The 16,523-nt window shown below is 60.4% G+C and carries 21 protein-coding genes; 10 read left to right on the top strand and 11 right to left on the bottom strand.

Going from position 1 to position 16,523, the window contains the following annotated elements:
- The first annotated feature begins 79 nt into the window (after positions 1–79).
- The 3 genes from ACMU_RS01610 (at position 80) to ACMU_RS01600 (ending at position 1,633) form a co-directional block, all read left to right on the top strand.
- Positions 80–706: an SCO family protein gene (locus ACMU_RS01610; protein WP_035256049.1), complete on the top strand. Its 627-nt coding sequence runs from the start codon at positions 80–82 to the stop codon at positions 704–706.
- A 76-nt stretch (positions 707–782) separates the two neighbouring features.
- Positions 783–1,334 carry an ActR/PrrA/RegA family redox response regulator transcription factor gene (locus tag ACMU_RS01605; protein ID WP_035255487.1) on the top strand — a complete coding sequence of 184 codons (552 nt, stop codon included), beginning with the start codon at positions 783–785 and terminating at the stop codon, positions 1,332–1,334.
- Positions 1,331–1,633 (top strand): hypothetical protein, encoded by a 303-nt coding sequence (locus ACMU_RS01600; RefSeq protein WP_035255485.1) that lies wholly within the window; start codon positions 1,331–1,333, stop codon positions 1,631–1,633. Before ACMU_RS01605 ends, ACMU_RS01600 begins: the two co-directional genes overlap by 4 nt.
- Here the strand turns inward: ACMU_RS01600 and ACMU_RS01595 are convergent.
- On the bottom strand, positions 1,630–2,109 hold the full coding sequence (locus ACMU_RS01595) for a GNAT family N-acetyltransferase (RefSeq protein ID WP_035255483.1): 480 nt from the start codon (positions 2,107–2,109) through the stop codon (positions 1,630–1,632). The two genes, ACMU_RS01600 and ACMU_RS01595, sit on opposite strands and share 4 nt — an antisense overlap.
- Positions 2,106–2,702: an HD domain-containing protein gene (locus tag ACMU_RS01590; protein ID WP_035255481.1), complete on the bottom strand. Its 597-nt coding sequence runs from the start codon at positions 2,700–2,702 to the stop codon at positions 2,106–2,108. Before ACMU_RS01590 ends, ACMU_RS01595 begins: the two co-directional genes overlap by 4 nt.
- A 222-nt stretch (positions 2,703–2,924) precedes the next feature.
- Between ACMU_RS01590 and ACMU_RS01585 the strand changes: the two genes are divergently transcribed.
- Positions 2,925–3,236, top strand: coding sequence for a hypothetical protein (locus ACMU_RS01585; RefSeq protein ID WP_035255479.1), 312 nt, complete (start codon positions 2,925–2,927; stop codon positions 3,234–3,236).
- Between the two features lie 78 nt (positions 3,237–3,314).
- A complete protein-coding gene (gene ahcY / locus ACMU_RS01580) occupies positions 3,315–4,700 on the top strand; it encodes an adenosylhomocysteinase (protein ID WP_035255478.1) in 1,386 nt (461 codons plus the stop codon).
- A 58-nt stretch (positions 4,701–4,758) separates the two neighbouring features.
- Here ahcY and ACMU_RS01575 read toward each other — a convergent pair whose 3' ends face one another.
- Positions 4,759–4,995 (bottom strand): hypothetical protein, encoded by a 237-nt coding sequence (locus tag ACMU_RS01575; protein WP_152544475.1) that lies wholly within the window; start codon positions 4,993–4,995, stop codon positions 4,759–4,761.
- A gap of 211 nt (positions 4,996–5,206) precedes the next feature.
- Positions 5,207–5,848, bottom strand: a complete 642-nt coding sequence (locus ACMU_RS01570) for a glutathione S-transferase family protein (RefSeq protein ID WP_035256047.1) — start codon at positions 5,846–5,848, stop codon at positions 5,207–5,209.
- Positions 5,849–6,059: 211 nt separating this feature from the next.
- On the opposite strand from ACMU_RS01570, the gene ACMU_RS01565 reads away from it, so the two are divergent.
- Positions 6,060–6,401 (top strand): DUF2853 family protein, encoded by a 342-nt coding sequence (locus ACMU_RS01565; RefSeq protein WP_035255476.1) that lies wholly within the window; start codon positions 6,060–6,062, stop codon positions 6,399–6,401.
- A 171-nt stretch (positions 6,402–6,572) separates the two neighbouring features.
- Here ACMU_RS01565 and ACMU_RS01560 read toward each other — a convergent pair whose 3' ends face one another.
- The 5 genes from ACMU_RS01560 to tsaD are packed head-to-tail and all read right to left on the bottom strand — an operon-like array spanning position 6,573 to position 9,750.
- Positions 6,573–6,968, bottom strand: coding sequence for a DUF1761 domain-containing protein (locus ACMU_RS01560; protein WP_035255474.1), 396 nt, complete (start codon positions 6,966–6,968; stop codon positions 6,573–6,575).
- 57 nt (positions 6,969–7,025) lie between these two features.
- Complete coding sequence (locus tag ACMU_RS01555; RefSeq protein WP_035255472.1) at positions 7,026–7,445, bottom strand: EVE domain-containing protein; 420 nt, start codon at positions 7,443–7,445, stop codon at positions 7,026–7,028.
- Entirely contained in the window at positions 7,445–7,717 is a 273-nt protein-coding gene (locus ACMU_RS01550) for a YciI family protein (RefSeq protein WP_035255471.1), read from the bottom strand. Before ACMU_RS01550 ends, ACMU_RS01555 begins: the two co-directional genes overlap by 1 nt.
- Positions 7,718–8,668 carry an NAD(P)H-dependent glycerol-3-phosphate dehydrogenase gene (locus ACMU_RS01545; RefSeq protein WP_236626164.1) on the bottom strand — a complete coding sequence of 317 codons (951 nt, stop codon included), beginning with the start codon at positions 8,666–8,668 and terminating at the stop codon, positions 7,718–7,720. It lies immediately after the preceding gene.
- Positions 8,665–9,750, bottom strand: coding sequence for a tRNA (adenosine(37)-N6)-threonylcarbamoyltransferase complex transferase subunit TsaD (gene tsaD, locus ACMU_RS01540; RefSeq protein ID WP_035255469.1), 1,086 nt, complete (start codon positions 9,748–9,750; stop codon positions 8,665–8,667). Before tsaD ends, ACMU_RS01545 begins: the two co-directional genes overlap by 4 nt.
- Before the next feature lie 81 nt (positions 9,751–9,831).
- On the opposite strand from tsaD, the gene ACMU_RS01535 reads away from it, so the two are divergent.
- The 4 genes from ACMU_RS01535 (at position 9,832) to ACMU_RS01520 (ending at position 14,385) form a co-directional block, all read left to right on the top strand.
- The gene (locus ACMU_RS01535; RefSeq protein ID WP_051587782.1) at positions 9,832–10,560 is read left to right on the top strand and encodes a uroporphyrinogen-III synthase; all 729 of its coding nucleotides are present in this window, start codon (positions 9,832–9,834) and stop codon (positions 10,558–10,560) included.
- 44 nt (positions 10,561–10,604) lie between these two features.
- On the top strand, positions 10,605–11,858 hold the full coding sequence (locus ACMU_RS01530) for a COG4223 family protein (protein ID WP_152544474.1): 1,254 nt from the start codon (positions 10,605–10,607) through the stop codon (positions 11,856–11,858).
- A gap of 11 nt (positions 11,859–11,869) precedes the next feature.
- Complete coding sequence (locus ACMU_RS01525; protein ID WP_035255467.1) at positions 11,870–13,420, top strand: heme biosynthesis protein HemY; 1,551 nt, start codon at positions 11,870–11,872, stop codon at positions 13,418–13,420.
- A gap of 101 nt (positions 13,421–13,521) precedes the next feature.
- On the top strand, positions 13,522–14,385 hold the full coding sequence (locus ACMU_RS01520; RefSeq protein ID WP_035255465.1) for an SDR family oxidoreductase: 864 nt from the start codon (positions 13,522–13,524) through the stop codon (positions 14,383–14,385).
- Here ACMU_RS01520 and iolG read toward each other — a convergent pair.
- Positions 14,375–15,361 (bottom strand): inositol 2-dehydrogenase, encoded by a 987-nt coding sequence (iolG, locus tag ACMU_RS01515; protein ID WP_035255463.1) that lies wholly within the window; start codon positions 15,359–15,361, stop codon positions 14,375–14,377. The genes ACMU_RS01520 and iolG overlap by 11 nt on opposite strands.
- Before the next feature lies 1 nt (position 15,362).
- A complete protein-coding gene (locus ACMU_RS01510) occupies positions 15,363–16,493 on the bottom strand; it encodes a Gfo/Idh/MocA family protein (RefSeq protein ID WP_035255462.1) in 1,131 nt (376 codons plus the stop codon).
- Between the last annotated feature and the right edge of the window lie 30 nt (positions 16,494–16,523).

Here is a 16,523-nt window from a genome sequence, read left to right as displayed (position 1 = left end):
CCCGGTGTGGCAAGTTGAGCTCTTGTTTTACCGCGAAATTGCAGAGATCAAAGAGCGTCCCGCCAGAAAGGATATGCAAATGACCCGCCTTTATGCCTCTGTTGCCGGTGTTGCTGTGGCTGCAATGCTGGGTGCGACGGCCTATGTTGCGCTGAAACCTTCGGGCGATGACGTCTTCGCCCAATGTCGCGCGGGCTCTGTTGCCGGTGGTTCGGGCAGCATCGGCGGGCCGTTCACCCTGGTCAGCGAAACTGGCGAAACAGTGACCGATGCCGATGTGATCACCCGGCCCTCGCTTCTTTACTTTGGCTATACTTTTTGCCCGGATGTCTGCCCCGCCGACAATGTCCGCAACGCCGAGGCGGTGGACTTGTTGATCGAACAGGGCCACAAAGTGCAGCCGGTATTCATCTCTGTCGATCCCGAACGCGACACGCCCGAGGTTATGGCCGAGTTCACCGAATACATGCACGAAGACATGCTGGGCCTGACCGGCTCGCCCGAGCAGGTGAAAGCGGCCTCGACCGCGTATCGAACCTTCTATCGCAAGCAGCCTTCGGATGACGAGTTTTACCTGGTCGACCATTCGACCTTCTCGTATCTCGTTTTGCCCGAGCATGGGTTTGTTGAGTTTTTCCGCCGCGAAGAAACGCCCGAGGCGATGGCCGAGCGTATCGGATGTTTCGTGGACGCAGCTGGGGCGTAGTGTCGCGACCGTTTGACGGGTGCCGTGTGACTCCTTAGAACAAGTCTAAGGCCTTGGAAAAAGGGGAGTCATATAAATGACGGAACGCGCGCTGAATGATATCGGACCAGACCGGTCACTGCTGCTGGTTGACGATGATGAACCCTTTGTGCGCCGTCTGGCGCGCGCCATGGAAAAACGCGGGTTTGAGACGGAAACCGCCGAATCCGTGGCACAAGGCAAGGCGATTGGCACCGCGCGTCCGCCTGCTTATGCGGTGGTGGACCTGCGTCTTGAAGATGGCAATGGACTGGAAGTGGTCGAGTTGCTGCGTGAAAAGCGCCCCGATGCCCGTATCGTGGTTCTGACCGGATATGGCGCCATCGCTACGGCCGTGTCGGCGGTAAAGATGGGCGCGACGGATTACCTTGCCAAACCTGCGGATGCCAACGACATTACCGCCGCGTTGCTGTCCGTTGGCGATGCACCGCCCCCGCCCGAAAACCCGATGTCTGCAGACCGGGTCCGGTGGGAACATATTCAGCGCGTTTACGAGCTGTGTGATCGTAACGTGTCGGAAACCGCGCGGCGTTTGAACATGCATCGGCGGACTTTGCAGCGGATATTGGCCAAACGCTCGCCACGATGAGGTGGGTACTGGCGTTGCTGCTTATTGCTGGCTGCGCAACACCTCAAACGGCGCGGTTTTCAGGTGAATTGGTGCCTGTTTCATCCGGTTTCACCGTGTCTCGGACCAATGGGTTAGAGATCGGGTTTGGTCGGGCGGCAGAAGGCGCGATTGCAGCGATGGAAAAGCTGCGCGGGCCGGGTATCGTGCAGGGCACAACCTGCCGGGTGATCGTTTGGCCCGACGGATTACAGGCCCACTTTACCTCGGATTTCAGCGGCTGGAAATTGGGTGACGCCTCGGCCGGTCGCCTGTGTTAAAGCTCGTAACGCGCCAGAACCTTGTCCACCACCGTCCCGTCCTGCAGAACATGGCCGATCTTGCGGCCATATTCCTCGAACCCACGGCTTTTGTAATAGGTCAGACCACCGATGTTGTCGGTGCGAATTTCGGCACTAATCCAGCCCAAACCGGCCTTCTTGGCCACATCGCAGGTATCCCGAAACAGGGCCGATCCGATGCCCAGCCCGGTTTTGCCCACCTGTGAGAACGTGGCGATGCTGACAGCGTCTTGAGGCAATTCATCAGTGGGTTCGATCCACTGAAACCCCAAAATCTCGCCACTATCGTCCTCGGCCACGATCCAGTGGCTGCCCGGGGTTTGCATCCACATGCGCAAATCCGCGCCCGTAACAGGCTGTGTGAGGGCCGTGGTGCCACCAACGGCAATGATCGTGTTCAACAACTCGGCCATTGCACGGGTATCCAGTGCGCCGGCTTTGCGGACATGAATCATGCCATCTGTTCCATCAGCGTGGCGTGGCGGGCCGTGAACGCGTTGCGTACCTCGACAGGTGGGCGCAGATGCAGGGACAGTTCATGCACGATCTCGGGTTTTGGGCGGCCAAAGAACTTGTTCGCCTCCGCCTCGGCGAACCCGGCCAATTGCACGGCCTCTAACCATGCCGACACCTTGTCGGCCCGTTTGATCGCCGCCTTGACCGTTTTCGGAAGCTGCGCGGGCAGGCCGAACCGGATGTGGATCGCGGCGGTCAGCCGGTCATCCAGCGCGCCATAATCCGGGCCAACGGCGGCCTTCACGGGTGAAATCATGTCGCCGATCACGTATTCCGGGGCGTCATGCAAAAGCGCAGCCAACCGCCATTTGACAGGCGCGGCGGGCACCATGCGGGCATAAATCTCTTCGACCAGCAAAGAGTGCTCGGCCACGGAATAGGCGAATTCGCCCAAAGTCTGTCCGTTCCAACGAGCCACAAATGCCAGACCATGCGCGATATCTTCGATTTCGATGTCGACGGGCGTGGGATCAAGCAAATCCAATCTGCGACCAGAAAGCATGCGTTGCCATGCGCGGGGTTTTTGGGTCATCCGACAATCCAAAAGTCATGTTTTTCAATTGCCTATCCAAAAGGACATGCGGTGTAAAATGTCCACAGTTTTGTGCCGTGACGTAAAAGTGTACCAGCATTTTTTGGCTCGTTAGGGTATCATGCACATATCATAGAGTACGATCAGACCCCTGAACCCACGGCTGGACCGTTGGGAAAAGGTCCCAGCGCTCCGCCGGCACATGTCGAAAGGAGACAGCTTATGTTCAAGCGTCTATTCACCGCGGCTTTGCTGCTGGGTGTGGCCGGTACGGCACCGCCAGTGCTTGCGCAACAACTCACTTGTGCCACCCGCGATTCCGTCGCGGAACGGCTTAGCGACAAGTATAAAGAACACGTTGTGGCCGGTGGGCTGCAAAACAGTGATCGACTTGTTGAGGTATGGGCATCGCCCGAAACAGGCACTTTCACAATCATTATGACGACAGCTGAAGGTCTGTCTTGCATCGTGGCCAGCGGCACCAATTACCACCATTCAAAGCTGGCACCGGAAACCCCGGATAGCAAAAGCTGACATACTGGTGCATTGCCGCATCTGACGTCCGGTGCTAAGAGCCGATCAACGTAAATTGTTTGATCGGAGCCGGGCAAAATGGCCGCTGACTATACTGTAAAAGACATCGCTCTGGCCGAGTTCGGCCGCAAAGAGCTGGACATTGCTGAAACCGAAATGCCGGGCCTGATGGCGCTGCGCGAAGAATACGGTGAAAGCAAGCCCTTGGCCGGTGCGCGCATCGTGGGCAGCCTGCACATGACCATCCAAACCGGTGTTCTGATCGAAACGCTGGTGGCTCTGGGTGCCGATGTGCGTTGGGCGTCGTGCAACATCTTCTCTACCCAGGATCACGCGGCAGCAGCCATTGCCGCGGCAGACATTCCGGTATTCGCGATCAAGGGCCAGTCGTTGGAAGAGCACTGGGATTACCTGGACAAGTCGTTCCAGTTTCCCGAAGGCCCCAACATGATCCTGGACGATGGCGGCGACGCCACGCTGTACATCCTGCTGGGTGCACGCGCCGAGGCAGGCGAAGACCTGGGTGTGCCGACCTCGGAAGAAGAGGAAGTAATCCACGCACAAATCGCCAAACGCATGTCCGAAACCCCGGGTTGGTTCACCAAGATGCGCGATCAGATTCAGGGCGTTTCCGAGGAAACCACCACCGGCGTGCATCGTCTTTACGAACTGGTCCGCAACGGTCAGCTGCCTTTCCCCGCGATCAACGTGAATGACAGCGTGACCAAGTCCAAGTTTGACAACAAGTACGGCTGCAAGGAATCGCTGGTGGATGGCATCCGCCGCGCCACCGACACGATGATGGCCGGCAAGGTTGCCGTTGTCTGCGGGTATGGCGATGTGGGCAAAGGCTCGGCGGCTTCGCTGCGTGGCGCCGGTGCCCGCGTGAAGGTGACCGAGGTTGACCCGATTTGCGCCCTGCAGGCCGCGATGGACGGGTTCGAAGTTGTCACGCTGGAAGACGAGGCACCCAATGCCGACATCTTCATCACTACCACCGGCAACAAAGACGTGATCCGGATCGAGCATATGCGCGCGATGAAGGACATGGCGATTGTCGGCAATATTGGTCACTTTGATAACGAAATTCAGGTCGCCAGCTTGAAGAACCACAAATGGACCAACATCAAAGATCAGGTGGACATGATCGAGATGCCGTCGGGCAGCCGTATCATCTTGCTGTCCGAGGGGCGTCTGCTGAACCTCGGCAACGCCACCGGCCACCCGTCCTTCGTGATGTCGGCCAGCTTCACCAACCAGGTTCTTGCGCAGATCGAGCTGTTCACCAAAGGCGACGAATACGCCAACGAAGTTTACATCCTGCCCAAGCATCTGGATGAGAAAGTCGCGCGCCTGCATCTGAAAAAGATCGGCGTGAAACTGACAGAGCTGGACAAGGATCAGGCGGACTATATCGGTGTGAAACCAGAAGGCCCGTTCAAGCCGGAACACTACCGCTATTAAGCCGCATAGTTACGCGACAAAAGAAAAGCCCGGGCCAGTCAAGCCCGGGCTTTTTCTATCAGGCCGAAGGGCCGACGGCGATGGCAGTGGCTGTGTCGTCGCCCGGCGCAAGAACGCTTTTCAGCTTTTCTGGCGGGACGGTGGTGACAAATGCCACCAGCCCAACAGCCAAGGCAAATACAACCCCGGTGACCGTGATCAAGGCCTTCATTGAACTTGGCTTGCGTTCTTTCACAACGTCGGCAGCCGGTGCGGCCGTGGCCGTCGGCGATGCCGTGCCCAGCGGTCCGCGCATCTGCTCGATACGCTGCAATCGCTCCTTAAAAATTTCCTGGTTGGATGTCATGTCTTGTGACCCGAATGGTTGAACGGTGGTGTTAACGTCGCGTCAAGTTTTGCTGGGCAAATCGGGTCCAAATAAGGCGGAGAGGGGGCTTTTAAGTTAAGGTTTTAAGGACTTTCCGGCAAAATGGGCACAGCCTGTATAGCCAGCGCCCATTCTTTGATCAAACCAGCTGATTTAGGCGGCGATCCAGTTCAGCACCGGTTTCTGCCCACGCCGGAATCGCCGCGCCCAAACGCAGATACCAATCCATGATGTTGGGATAGTCGTCATAGGGCACAAATGACCGGGGCATCTGGCTCAGCGGTGCGGCCAGGTCGAAATCGGCCAGCGTGGGTGCGTCGCCAGCGGCAAATTGGTTTTCGGCCAGATGCGCGTCCAGAATGGCCGCAAATCGGCGCAACTCCGCCTCGGCATAAGCAACTCGCGTGGTATCGGGCGCGGCGCCGGTCAGCTTGGTCACAAAGTTTTCTTCGAAATATACCGGCGCGGACTGCCGAAAATGCTCGGCCGCCCAGAACATCCACTTTGTCACATGATGCCGTGCCTCACCTTCGGGCCACAGCGTCGTGTCGCCGGCCTTGTCGCACAAGTAGATCATGATGGCCGCGGCCTCCCACAAGACCAGATCGCCATCCACCAGCACCGGCAGCTTGCCGTTGGGGTTCAGTTTCAGCATCTCGGGCGTGTGCGATTCCTGCGCCAGCAGGTCCACCGAAACCCATTCGACGTCGATGCCCAGATGCTTGGCCACTGCGCTGACCCGCCGGCAGCTGCCTGACCGGGAATCGAAATAATACCTCATGTTTGGCTCCAATTTTTTGTCCTGCACCTCACCTGGGCGTTTGCCCGGCCAAAACAACGCGCCAATACCGGACCACTGCGATCCGAAAACGGACCAACCCAGTTCGGCCCGTTGCGGGGAACGTGGGGCGGTTTTTTTCATTTGTGGCGCGGCGGTTTTCCCTTAACGTTGCCGAAAGACGAGGGAAAATGACCATTTAGGGAGAGTGAAAATGGGCAAACGTGACGACCTGATCGCGCAGTACGCGGATGATTTGAAAAGCAAATGCGGCATGACACCGGATATGGACCTGCTAACCAAGGTTACCATCGGGTGCGGCCCGGCAATCTATAACGCCGACGCTTCTACCGTTGCCGCCACGCAGGAATCCGAGCTGGAGACCGTCAAAGACAATTTCCTGATCAAGAAACTGGGTCTGTCCGATGGTCCGGAACTGATGGAAGCCATCAATTCGGTGATCGAGACCTATGGTCGTTCCGAGCGCAACAAGTATCGCGCCGTTGTCTATTACATGCTGACCAAGCACTTCGGCAAAGAGGCCGTTTACGGCTGATAAACCGCCGGATTTAGGGCAGATTGTTCCTATTTAGAATTTGCCGAATGTCCGGGCAAAGCGTAGCCTCTAAAGGTCAGACTAGGACGGTCAGGCCCAATTGAGCTACGTGAGTGGTGCAACCACGTAGGGTGGTGAGGGGCTTCGACCGGTTCGAAGCCCCTCGTTTTTTCAAAACAATGCCAGAACCAGCCCGATGACCGCGCAGCCGATGGTGGCATAGCCGCCATCGATCAGCAGCAGATTGCGTGGGCGTCCCGAAAAACCATAGTTGGTTGCAATCCAAGGCACGACGATGAACAGACCCAGGCCCAATCCGGCGATCAGGCCCTTCACGGCACCGTCGATCCCCGCAAGTGCAAAGATATGCCGCATCATACCGGCCACAACGACGGTTGAAATAAACGCCGCAACGAACACGGCCGCGCCTGCGCCATTGGCTGGACGGCCGTTTTCGTCCGCCTCCAGACCGGCTGCTGCCATCCACGGTTTGGCCAGTACCATGTACCAAACCGATCCAAAGGCATAAGCCGCGATTGCTGCTACGATCACAGATACAATTTCCATGTTTCCTCTCCCATGGTTTTTCTGTGCCGCAACTATGCCGGGTATCGGGGAATCCGGCTAGGGGTCTATCCCTGCCATCCGGCAAATGCGTTGCCATTCGGCATCGCGGACCGGTTGCACGGAAAGGCGCGTGTTATTCACCAGAACCATGTCCGCCAGCGCGGGTTCGGTCTTGCACATGTCCAGCGTAACAGGCGTTTTCACCGGCCCAATCGCCTTGATATCCACGCATTCCCAACGCGGATCGTCGGTGGTGCTGTCGGGGTGGATCTCGGCGCAAACCTCGACAACCCCAACGATCGCCTTCTCTTTCATCGAGTGATAAAAGAACCCGCGATCGCCCAGCTTCATCTCGCGCATATTGTTGCGCGCCTGATAGTTGCGCACGCCGTCCCATTCCTCACCCGCATCGCCCTTGGCCACCTGGTCATCCCAGCTCCAGGTGTTTGGTTCTGATTTGAAAAGCCAATATGCCATCAGCCCAAAACCCGGTTCCAGGCCGAAATAGTGACGTTTTCAAACAGATCGGCCAACTTGTAGGGGTCATTTGCGGCCCAGGCTTCGGCGGCGGCCATGTCAGGCTGTTCGATTACAACAAGCGAGCCGTTCATGCCTCCGCTTTCGTCCAGAAACGGACCGGCCAGAACAACCGGAGTCGATTTCAGGTAGGCCACGTGGTCATCACGATTGGCTTTGCGCACCTCAAGGTGGCCGGGCTTGTCTTTGCAGATCACAGCAAACAGGGGCATTCATTCCTCCTTCAATGGACGGGCCAGCAACGCTTGCATGGCCTGTTGGATCGAGCAGTCGCCAGCCAGTATAGCGGCGATCATCAGGGTGATGGGCATGTCTGTGCCCGTATCCTTGGCAATCTTGGTCAGCGCCAGCGCGGTGGCGGCGCCCTCGACGGTGATGGAGTGATCGAACGTCTCGCCGCGCCCAAGGGCCAGACCAAAGCGGTAATTACGCGATTGATCTGACGTGCAGGTCAGCACAAGATCCCCCAGCCCGGAAAGCCCCGTCAAGGTCTCGGGCCGCGCGCCGCGATGCGTCGCCATACGGGTTATCTCGGCAAAGCCTCGGGTCACCACGGCCGCACGGGCGGACGGGCCCAGCCCTGCACCCATGGCAATGCCCGCGGCGATGGCAATGACATTCTTCAACGCCCCACCCAATTCGGCCCCGGTTACATCATCGGTCAGGTAAAGGCGCAACGTGTCGGTCGACAATTCAGCCTGCAACGTCTGTCCGGCGGTGCGATCCGCACATGCCAATGTCAACGCCGTCGGCAGCCCCGCGGCAATATCCACGGCAAAGCTGGGACCGGTCAGAACAGAGACTGTTTCGCCGGAAAAAGCCTCTGACAGCATCGAAGTTGGCCCACGTCCGGTGGCGATTTCGATCCCTTTGCAACAAGCAACGTGGCGCGCATTGCGAACACTGCCAGGTGCATCTTTCGTGGCAAAGGTCAGCGCTTGCGTCGGTACGGCCCACAACACGGTATCGGCCTGAACCGCTTCCAGCGGGGCAACTTCGACGGCATCCGGCAAGGTGATCCCCGGCAGTCGTGGCACGTTCCGTGTTGCCGCTATCGCCTCGACGTCGCGCCCATGCAGGGACACCATGCGCCCACCACGTGCAAGCGCGCAGGCTAAAGCGCCCCCAAAGGCGCCCGCGCCTATGACGGCTATCCGGCTCACGCCTTCGCACCCTTCTTGCCAGACCCCAGCATTGCCGGGCTGGTCTGGTCCAGCGGCCATCGAGGCCGCGCGGCAAGCGTCATGTCATCCCGCAATCCGGCCTTGAACCTTTCATACCCGGCCCACGCAATCATCGCGGCGTTGTCGGTACACAGGGCAAGCGGTGGCGCCACAAATCGCAGGCCGCGATCTGTACAGATCGTCTCTAACCCGGCGCGAATGGGCGTATTCGCGGCCACACCGCCAGCAACCGCCAGAGCGGTAATGCCTTCGCCGGCTACCTTATCCAGCGCCCTTGCGGATTTCTTCACCAGCACATCGGTCATCGCCGCTTGAAACCCGGCGCACAGATCAGCGCGATCCGAGGCACGCAGCTTGCCGCCCTGCATAACCTCGTCGCGTGCACGCAGCACAGCGGTCTTGAGCCCCGAAAAGGACATGTCGCAACCGGGACGGTCCATCAGCGGCCGGGGAAACCGAAAGCGCGCCGGATCACCCTGCGCCGCCTCGGCCTCAACCGCAGGCCCGCCCGGTTGGGGCAACGCCAAAAGGCGCGCCACCTTGTCAAAGGCCTCACCCGGGGCATCGTCGATGGTTCCGCCAAGCCGGGTGAAGTTGTCGAACCCTTCAACCAGCAGAAACTGACAATGCCCACCAGAGACCAGCAGCATAAGATAGGGAAAAGCCAACCCGTCGGTCAGTCGCGGTGTCAGGGCATGCCCGGCCAGATGGTTCACACCGACCAAGGGCAATTCCGCCCCTGCCGCCAGACCCTTGGCAAACATCACCCCCGACATGACTCCGCCGATCAGGCCCGGCCCGGCAGTCACCGCCACCGCGTTAAGCTGATGAAGGCCGGTTCCGGCCTGAAGAAGCGCCTCGCGCGCGCAGATATCCAGCTTTTCCGCATGGGCGCGGGCCGCGATTTCCGGCACAACGCCTCCAAACGCTGCGTGCAGCGCCGCCTGGTCAGCCACCACAGATGACAACACCGATGCGGCGCCGTCTGTTATCTGCAACACGGCCGCGGCCGTGTCGTCACAACTGCTTTCCAGCCCTAGAATGGTTGTGCTGCTGCTCATTGCCCCGCCGTTGCGCGCCCCTTCTCCTCGGGGTAACACCGGGGGCAGGCCGTTGCAATCCGCCACGAAAGGGCCTTTGCCTTGACCATCACGCTTCTTATCACCCGCCCCGCAGACGGCGCCCGGCGCTTCGCTGCCGGGTTTGCGGATATGGGCGGGGTGCAGGTCATCGTGTCGCCGGTGGTTGGCATTCGCTCCATCAGCGCGGCGGCCCACCTGCCCGCCGACGGTCTGTTGATCCTCGCGTCGCGTGCCGCAGTGCAGCGTGCGCAGGAGGTTTTTGTGGGGCGGCGGAACTCCGCCTACTGCATCGGGGCCGAGACAGCGCGCTTTGCGACACGATCCGGGATCGAGGTGTTGGGAACCGCGCCGACCGCGGCCCATCTTGTCGCCAAAATGCGCAACCATCCGCCCGGGAAACCCTTGCTTCATTTGCGCGGTCAGCACAGCACCGGAGCCATCGCAAAGCATCTTTCCGCCGCCGGAATTGCCTGCGATGAAACCGTCGTTTACGCCCAGATTCCGCGTGAATTGAGCCTGAAAGCGCACGAAATCCTGCAAAAGCCGTTTCCGGTCATCATGCCCCTGTTTTCGCGTTTTGCCGCACGCAGCCTGGGCGATCAGCTGCCAGCCATGCCAATTGCTCCCGCCCTTGTCGCGATCAGTCAGGGCGTCGCCGATGCGTGGTCTGGACCGTCGCCGCGCCTGACTCTGATCGCAGAGTCGCCCGATGGCGCGGCCATGCACCGCGGCGTTGCGGACGCTATTGTCGCAGTGCAGCGACTTGAGGCGGGTCCGGGCAAAAGTTAAGGTCGTGCCGACGCAGATTTCGCGCAGTTGAAAGGTTGGTTGCGGTGACGGCAGACACAAATCCCAAGGAAAACCCCGAGGAAACGCCGGAAATCCTCGATTCCGAGGCCGAAACAGGTGTCGAATCGGCTGAAGCCGACGGGCGGGCTGAAGGTGCGGTTGAAGTCGACGAGTCAGAGCCGCAAGAGCCAGCGCAAGACCGTGATGACGCAGACGTGACCGAGGATGCCGCACCGACAGAACCGGTTGCCACGGCAGAGCCCGTTGCGCCGCGCCGCCGCGGTGGTTTTCTTGGAACTGTTCTTGGTGGCGTTCTGGCCGCAGGGATCGGGTTTGCCGGTGCGCAGTATCTGGGCCCGTTGAACCTGTCGGGTGGCGATGCTGACAATGGACTGGCCGAAAAACTGGCCGCCCAGGACACCCGCCTTGCCGAAATGACACAACAGCTGGCCGCCCTGTCCGCTGCGCCGGGTGACAACGAAGTCTCCAGCGCGGCCTTGGATGCCTTGGCTACACAGCTGCAAGAAGTCAATCAGGACGTCAGCGCACAGTTGAAGGACATCACGTCCGCAACTACCAACATGGCTGTCGCGCTTGACGGGCTGGAGGGTCGTGTTTCTGCCCTTGAAAAACGCCCGGTTGCAGAAACGGCCGACCTGTCCGGCGCGGTGACTGCCTACGAGAACGAGTTGGCCCGCCTGCGCAATCAGGTACAGGCCATGCAGAACGAGGCCGAAAGCTCGGCCATTGCATTCTCGCAGCAGGCCGACCAGGCAGCCGCACGCGTCAAGGCCGCCAATGCGAACGCGGCCAAGTTGGAATCGCGTGCCGGTCTGATGCAGATCCGCGCGGCCATGGACAGCGGCGCACCCTTTGCCGACGCCGTTGCGGCGATCACGATCGTCGACGTTCCAAAGCCTTTGCAGAACCTTGCCGCCAAGGGCGTGCCAACGATGCCCGAACTTGTTGAAGCCTTCGCCGACCCGGCCCGTGAGGCCTTGGCCGAGTCGCGCCGTGTTCTGGCCGGTGGCAACGCGGCGAACCGGTTTGGCGCCTTTTTGCAGACGCAGGTTGGCGTGCGTTCAACCGTCCCGCGTGAGGGGGACAGCCCGGATGCCATCCTGTCCCGGGCCGAGGGCGCGGTGCGCGCAGGTGATCTGAGCCTTGCCCTGACCGAGCTGAAGGCCCTTCCACAAGAGGGTCAGGACGCAATGCAGCCTTGGAAGCGACTGGTTAACCAGCGCCGCAACGCCCTGAATGCCGTGACAGCGCTGGGCGACGCCCTGGCGCAGAATTAAGGGGGCTGAACATGCTCTGGACCCTTGCCAAGATCCTGATCTTTGTTGCCCTCGTTGCCGTCATCGCGATGGGCGCTGGCTTCCTTATGGAGGCCAAAGAGGGCCTGCGCATCGTTGTCGCCGGTTGGGAAGTGACCCTTGGCCCCATGCAGGCGATTATCGCCGGATTGTTGGCTTTGGCTGCTGTTTGGCTGCTGCTGCGTTTGGCCGGGCTGCTGGCGGCCCTGTTGGCGGCCTTGCCAAAATTCGTCGCCGGGGACGATACCGCGTTGAACCGGCTTATTCACGGCAACCGCAATCGTGAACAACGTGGATTCAAGGCGCTGGCTGACGGAATGATCGCGCTGGCATCTGGTGACGGGCGCGAAGCCATTGTTAAGGCCGCGCGTGCCGAACGGTTGCTGCGCCGGCCCGAGCTGACCAACCTTCTGATCGCTCAGGCGGCCGAGATTTCCGGGGATCGCACCAAGGCATTAGAGACATACAAGCGTCTGCTTGCCGATGACCGCACCCGGTTCGTCGGCGTGCGCGGGATCATGAAGCAAAAGCTGTCGGATGGTGACACAGAGACGGCGCTAAAACTGGCGGAAAAGGCATTTGCCCTGAAACCTGCCCACGCGGAAACGCAGGATGTTTTGTTGAAACTGCAAGCCGGCAATGCCGACTGGAAGGCCGCGCGCAAGACGCTGGACGCCAAGCTGCGCCACGGCCACTTGCCGCGTGATGTGCATAAACGTCGCAACGCTGTTCTGGCCCTGTCCGAGGCGCGCGATGTTCTGGCCGAGGGCGAGTCCATCGAGGCGCGGGAAACCGCGATCGAGGCAAACCGCCTGTCGCCGGATCTGATCCCCGCCGCCGTGATGGCCGCACGTGGGTATATCGAGAACGGCAAGCCGCGCTATGCCACGCGACTGGTCAAAAAGGCGTGGGAGGTGCAGCCGCATCCGGATCTGGCCGCCGCTTTTGCCGAGATTGTGCCTGATGAAACGCCTGAACAGCGTCTGGTCCGGTTCAAACCGCTGACCGCCCAGCACGAGGGGCATCCCGAAACACGCATGCTTTTGGCCGAGCTGTACGTGGCCGCCGAAGACTTCCCCGCAGCGCGCAAAGCACTGGGCGATCTGGCCGAAACCGATCCCACTTCGCGCGTACTGGCACTGATGGCTGCGGTGGAACGCGGACAAGGGGCCGAGGATCGTGTGGTGCGCGCCTGGCTGACCGCCGCGGTGACCGCGCCGCGCGGCCCGCAATGGGTCTGCGACAATTGCGGGGCCGTGCACGGCGCTTGGGCACCGGTTTGTTCAACATGCGACAGCTTTGACACGCTCACGTGGAAGACACCGCCCGAATCCAACATCGCCCTGCCGCAATCGGCGCAGATGCTGCCGCTAATCGTGGGAGAGCCGCCCGCATCGGATCTCGCAGAAATCGAAGAAGCTGACGCCGAACCGGTGGACGCTGAACCAGTAGAAGCCGACGCGGACGAGGTTGGTCCATCGGACGAGCAGGTTCCGATAATTCTTGATGCCGAACCGGCAGACAAGAATTCGCGCCCGCACTAACCGAAATTTCTTTGCCGCTTCTTGACGGAACGTCGTTTGACACCATTTTAATGACCAACGGGTCATTAAACCCATCGTCAAATTCAAGCTTGGTAAACGCCATGGAAAAAACTGCAAAAACCGTATTTGTCGCCGGGGCCACCGGCTATTTGGGCCGCTATCTTGTGGCCGAATTCCTGTCTCGGGGATGGCACGTCCGCGCGTTGGTGCGCAGCGCCCAAAGCGCCCGGATTGAAGGATTGGGTGCCAAAGACCTGATCGAAGCCCAAGCGACCGACCCCGCAACATTGAAAGGGGCCATGCAAGGCGTTGACCTTGTGGTGTCCAGCCTTGGCATCACGCGGCAAAAGGACGGGCTTGGCTATATGGATGTGGACTTTCAGGCCAACGCGAACCTTTTGAATCAGGCCATTGCTGATGGCGTGCCCCGCTTTGCTTATGTGCATGTTCTGGGCGCTGAAAAGATGGTGCATGTGCCGCTGACGCAAGCCAAGCAAGCCTTTGTAGATCTGTTGAACGCCGCACCGATCCAGGCGACCGTGGTTTCGCCATCCGGCTATTTTTCGGACATGTCCGATTTCCTTAGAATGGCCGAATCCGGGCGTGTTTGGCTCTTTGGCGACGGGCAGAAACGATTGAATCCGATCCATGGCGCTGACCTGGCTCGGGCAGTCGCCGATGCCGCGATTGCGGGGCGCCGCACCATGGATGTCGGCGGGCCCGACATTCTGACCCACAAAGAGCTGGCGCAGATGGCGTTTGAAGCGGTTGGCAAGCCAGCCCGCATCACCATGCTGCCGGATTGGATCCGCCGCTTGGTTCTGCGTGTCCTGCCTTGGGTTACGCCGCGCCATATCCATGGCCCGGCGCAGTTCTTTCTAACGGCGTTTGGCATGGACATGGTCGGCAAGGCCGTTGGCAAACATCACCTGGCCGACCATTTCGCCGAAACTGCTACAGCGTGACAACCTGCCCGGTCTGGGCCGAGGTCAAAGCGGCCTCTGCCAGTTTCAGCGCCTCCAACCCGTCCTGGCCGCTGGGCGAAAAAGCTCCACCGGTGGCCAGCGCCGCCAGAAACGCCGACAATTCGGCCTCGTACGCGGTGGTATAGCGGGTCATGAAGAAATCATGCAGCGGCGGCTTGGTGTACCCGGCGCTGGTGGCGATCTCGATATCCGCCGGGCGCTGATTCTCGGCCTGCACCATGCCGTCGGCACCGTGCACCTCGATCCGCTGATCATAGCCATAGGCCGCGCGGCGCGAGTTCAAAATGGTGGCCTGTTTGCCGCTGACGGTGGTCAGCACCACGGTGGCGGTGTCGTAATCGCCCAGATCGCGCATCGCCGGATCCACCAGAACCGCGCCGGTGGCAAAGACGCTGGCGATATCCTCGTCCAGCAGGAACCGGGCCATATCGAAATCGTGGATCGTCATGTCGCGGAAGATCCCGCCCGAGACCTTGACGTATTCCGCCGGCGGCAGGCCGGGGTCGCGGCTGGTGATGGTTACCTGTTCCACCGCGCCAATGCGACCGTCGTCGATGGCTGCCTTCAGCGCGACGAAATGCGGGTCAAACCGCCGATTGAACCCGATCATCAGCGCCGCGCCGGTTTCCTGCACCACGTTCAGGCAGTCCTTGACCCGTTGCAGGGACAAATCCACCGGCTTTTCACAGAACACCGCCTTGCCGGCGCGGGCAAACTGCTCGATCAGATCGGCATGTGTGTCGGTGGGCGTGCAGATCACCACGGCATCCACATCGTCCGACGCCGCGATCTGGTCGATATCGCGCACCTCGGCCCCGTAATCCTGCGCCAGCTTCGTGGCCGCAGCGGGAAAGGCATCGGCAACCGCCACCAGTGTCGCACCCGGCGTGCGGGCAATGGCGCGGGCGTGGACCTGGCCGATACGGCCGGCGCCCAGCAGAGCAATGTGAGACATGTCAGACCTCCTGAAGGAAAACGCGACGCCCGTCACGGGCGGATTGTGCCATGGCGTGGATGACTTTTTCAAACTCCAAGGCCGCTGTGAAATCGGGATAAGGGGGGGTGCCAGATGCGATGCCGTCCAGCAGGGCTGCGGCCTCGATGATCTTCAGGTCACCAAATCCCAACTGATGTCCCGGCGCCGGGCAGAAATTGCCGAACGGGGCGTGTTCCGGCCCGGTCAGAATGGTGCGGAACCCCTGCTGAGCTTTTGGGCCCTCGTTGGTGTAAAGCTGCAATTCGTTCATTCGCTCCTGCTCGAAACAGATCATGCCCTTGGTGCCGTGTACCTCCCACGCCAGCTTGTTCTTGCGTCCCCACGCGCTGCGCGACGAAGCAACAGAGCCATGGACGCCGTTGGCAAACCGCACCAGAGCGGTGGCGGTATCCTCGTTCTCGACCGCGCCACGCCCGGTGCCGTCGGGCAGGGGCCGGGTTTCATGGACCGTTTGCATGTCTGCGACAAGGCTGTCGATGGGTCCGCACAGGCCATAGGCCATCGAGATCAGATGGCACCCCAGATCACCCAGCGTGCCCAGCCCCGCATCGGCAATCCGCGCGCGCCAGGTCCAGGGCAGGTCGGGATCGGCCTGATAATCTTCGTCAACCCAGCCGCGGAAATGCACCACGCGGCCGATCACGTCATCGGCGATCAGGCGTTGGGCGTGCCGAAAGGCCGGGTTGTGGATGTAGTTATAGCCCACCATCGTGGTCACCCCGCGCGCCTTGGCGGCGGCCTCCATCATCCGGGCCTCGTCCAGCGTCAGCGCCATCGGCTTCTCGCACCACACATGTTTGCCAGCTTCGATAGCGGCAAGGGCCATGTCCCGGTGCATCTGGTTAGGCGTGGTGATCGACACCACGTCAATCGCCGGATCGCTGATCATTGCACGCCAATCCGCGGTGGCATTGGCAAAGCCAAACTGCACCGCCGTTGCGCGGGCTTTTTCCTCGGGCATGTCGCATAAGGTGTGCAGGGAAATTTCCTGCCCGACACCCATGACGGCCTTGACATTCCGCCACGCAAGCGCGTGGGTCTTGCCCATGAAACCGGTCCCGATCAAACCGACATTCAAAAGATTGCCCATGCGAGCCCTCCGAATCTTCTGCAAGATTGT

Source organism: Actibacterium mucosum KCTC 23349 (assembly GCF_000647975.1).
GTDB classification, from domain to species: Bacteria; Pseudomonadota; Alphaproteobacteria; order Rhodobacterales; family Rhodobacteraceae; genus Actibacterium; species Actibacterium mucosum.
The sequence above is the reverse complement of the archived record's forward strand: the minus strand, read 5'-3'. Positions and strand labels throughout refer to the sequence as shown.

Bases quoted from the DNA above. Each gene is read 5' to 3' on its own strand.
- ACMU_RS01610 (WP_035256049.1), top strand. From the start codon at position 80: ATGACCCGCCTTTATGCCTCTGTTGCCGGTGTTGCTGTGGCTGCAATG.
- ACMU_RS01605 (WP_035255487.1), top strand. From the start codon at position 783: ATGACGGAACGCGCGCTGAATGATATCGGACCAGACCGGTCACTGCTG.
- ACMU_RS01600 (WP_035255485.1), top strand. From the start codon at position 1,331: ATGAGGTGGGTACTGGCGTTGCTGCTTATTGCTGGCTGCGCAACACCT.
- ACMU_RS01595 (WP_035255483.1), bottom strand. From the start codon at position 2,109: ATGATTCATGTCCGCAAAGCCGGCGCACTGGATACCCGTGCAATGGCC.
- ACMU_RS01590 (WP_035255481.1), bottom strand. From the start codon at position 2,702: ATGACCCAAAAACCCCGCGCATGGCAACGCATGCTTTCTGGTCGCAGA.
- ACMU_RS01585 (WP_035255479.1), top strand. From the start codon at position 2,925: ATGTTCAAGCGTCTATTCACCGCGGCTTTGCTGCTGGGTGTGGCCGGT.
- ahcY (WP_035255478.1), top strand. From the start codon at position 3,315: ATGGCCGCTGACTATACTGTAAAAGACATCGCTCTGGCCGAGTTCGGC.
- ACMU_RS01575 (WP_152544475.1), bottom strand. From the start codon at position 4,995: ATGCGCGGACCGCTGGGCACGGCATCGCCGACGGCCACGGCCGCACCG.
- ACMU_RS01570 (WP_035256047.1), bottom strand. From the start codon at position 5,848: ATGAGGTATTATTTCGATTCCCGGTCAGGCAGCTGCCGGCGGGTCAGC.
- ACMU_RS01565 (WP_035255476.1), top strand. From the start codon at position 6,060: ATGGGCAAACGTGACGACCTGATCGCGCAGTACGCGGATGATTTGAAA.
- ACMU_RS01560 (WP_035255474.1), bottom strand. From the start codon at position 6,968: ATGGAAATTGTATCTGTGATCGTAGCAGCAATCGCGGCTTATGCCTTT.
- ACMU_RS01555 (WP_035255472.1), bottom strand. From the start codon at position 7,445: ATGGCATATTGGCTTTTCAAATCAGAACCAAACACCTGGAGCTGGGAT.
- ACMU_RS01550 (WP_035255471.1), bottom strand. From the start codon at position 7,717: ATGCCCCTGTTTGCTGTGATCTGCAAAGACAAGCCCGGCCACCTTGAG.
- tsaD (WP_035255469.1), bottom strand. From the start codon at position 9,750: ATGAGCAGCAGCACAACCATTCTAGGGCTGGAAAGCAGTTGTGACGAC.
- ACMU_RS01525 (WP_035255467.1), top strand. From the start codon at position 11,870: ATGCTCTGGACCCTTGCCAAGATCCTGATCTTTGTTGCCCTCGTTGCC.
- ACMU_RS01520 (WP_035255465.1), top strand. From the start codon at position 13,522: ATGGAAAAAACTGCAAAAACCGTATTTGTCGCCGGGGCCACCGGCTAT.
- iolG (WP_035255463.1), bottom strand. From the start codon at position 15,361: ATGTCTCACATTGCTCTGCTGGGCGCCGGCCGTATCGGCCAGGTCCAC.
- ACMU_RS01510 (WP_035255462.1), bottom strand. From the start codon at position 16,493: ATGGGCAATCTTTTGAATGTCGGTTTGATCGGGACCGGTTTCATGGGC.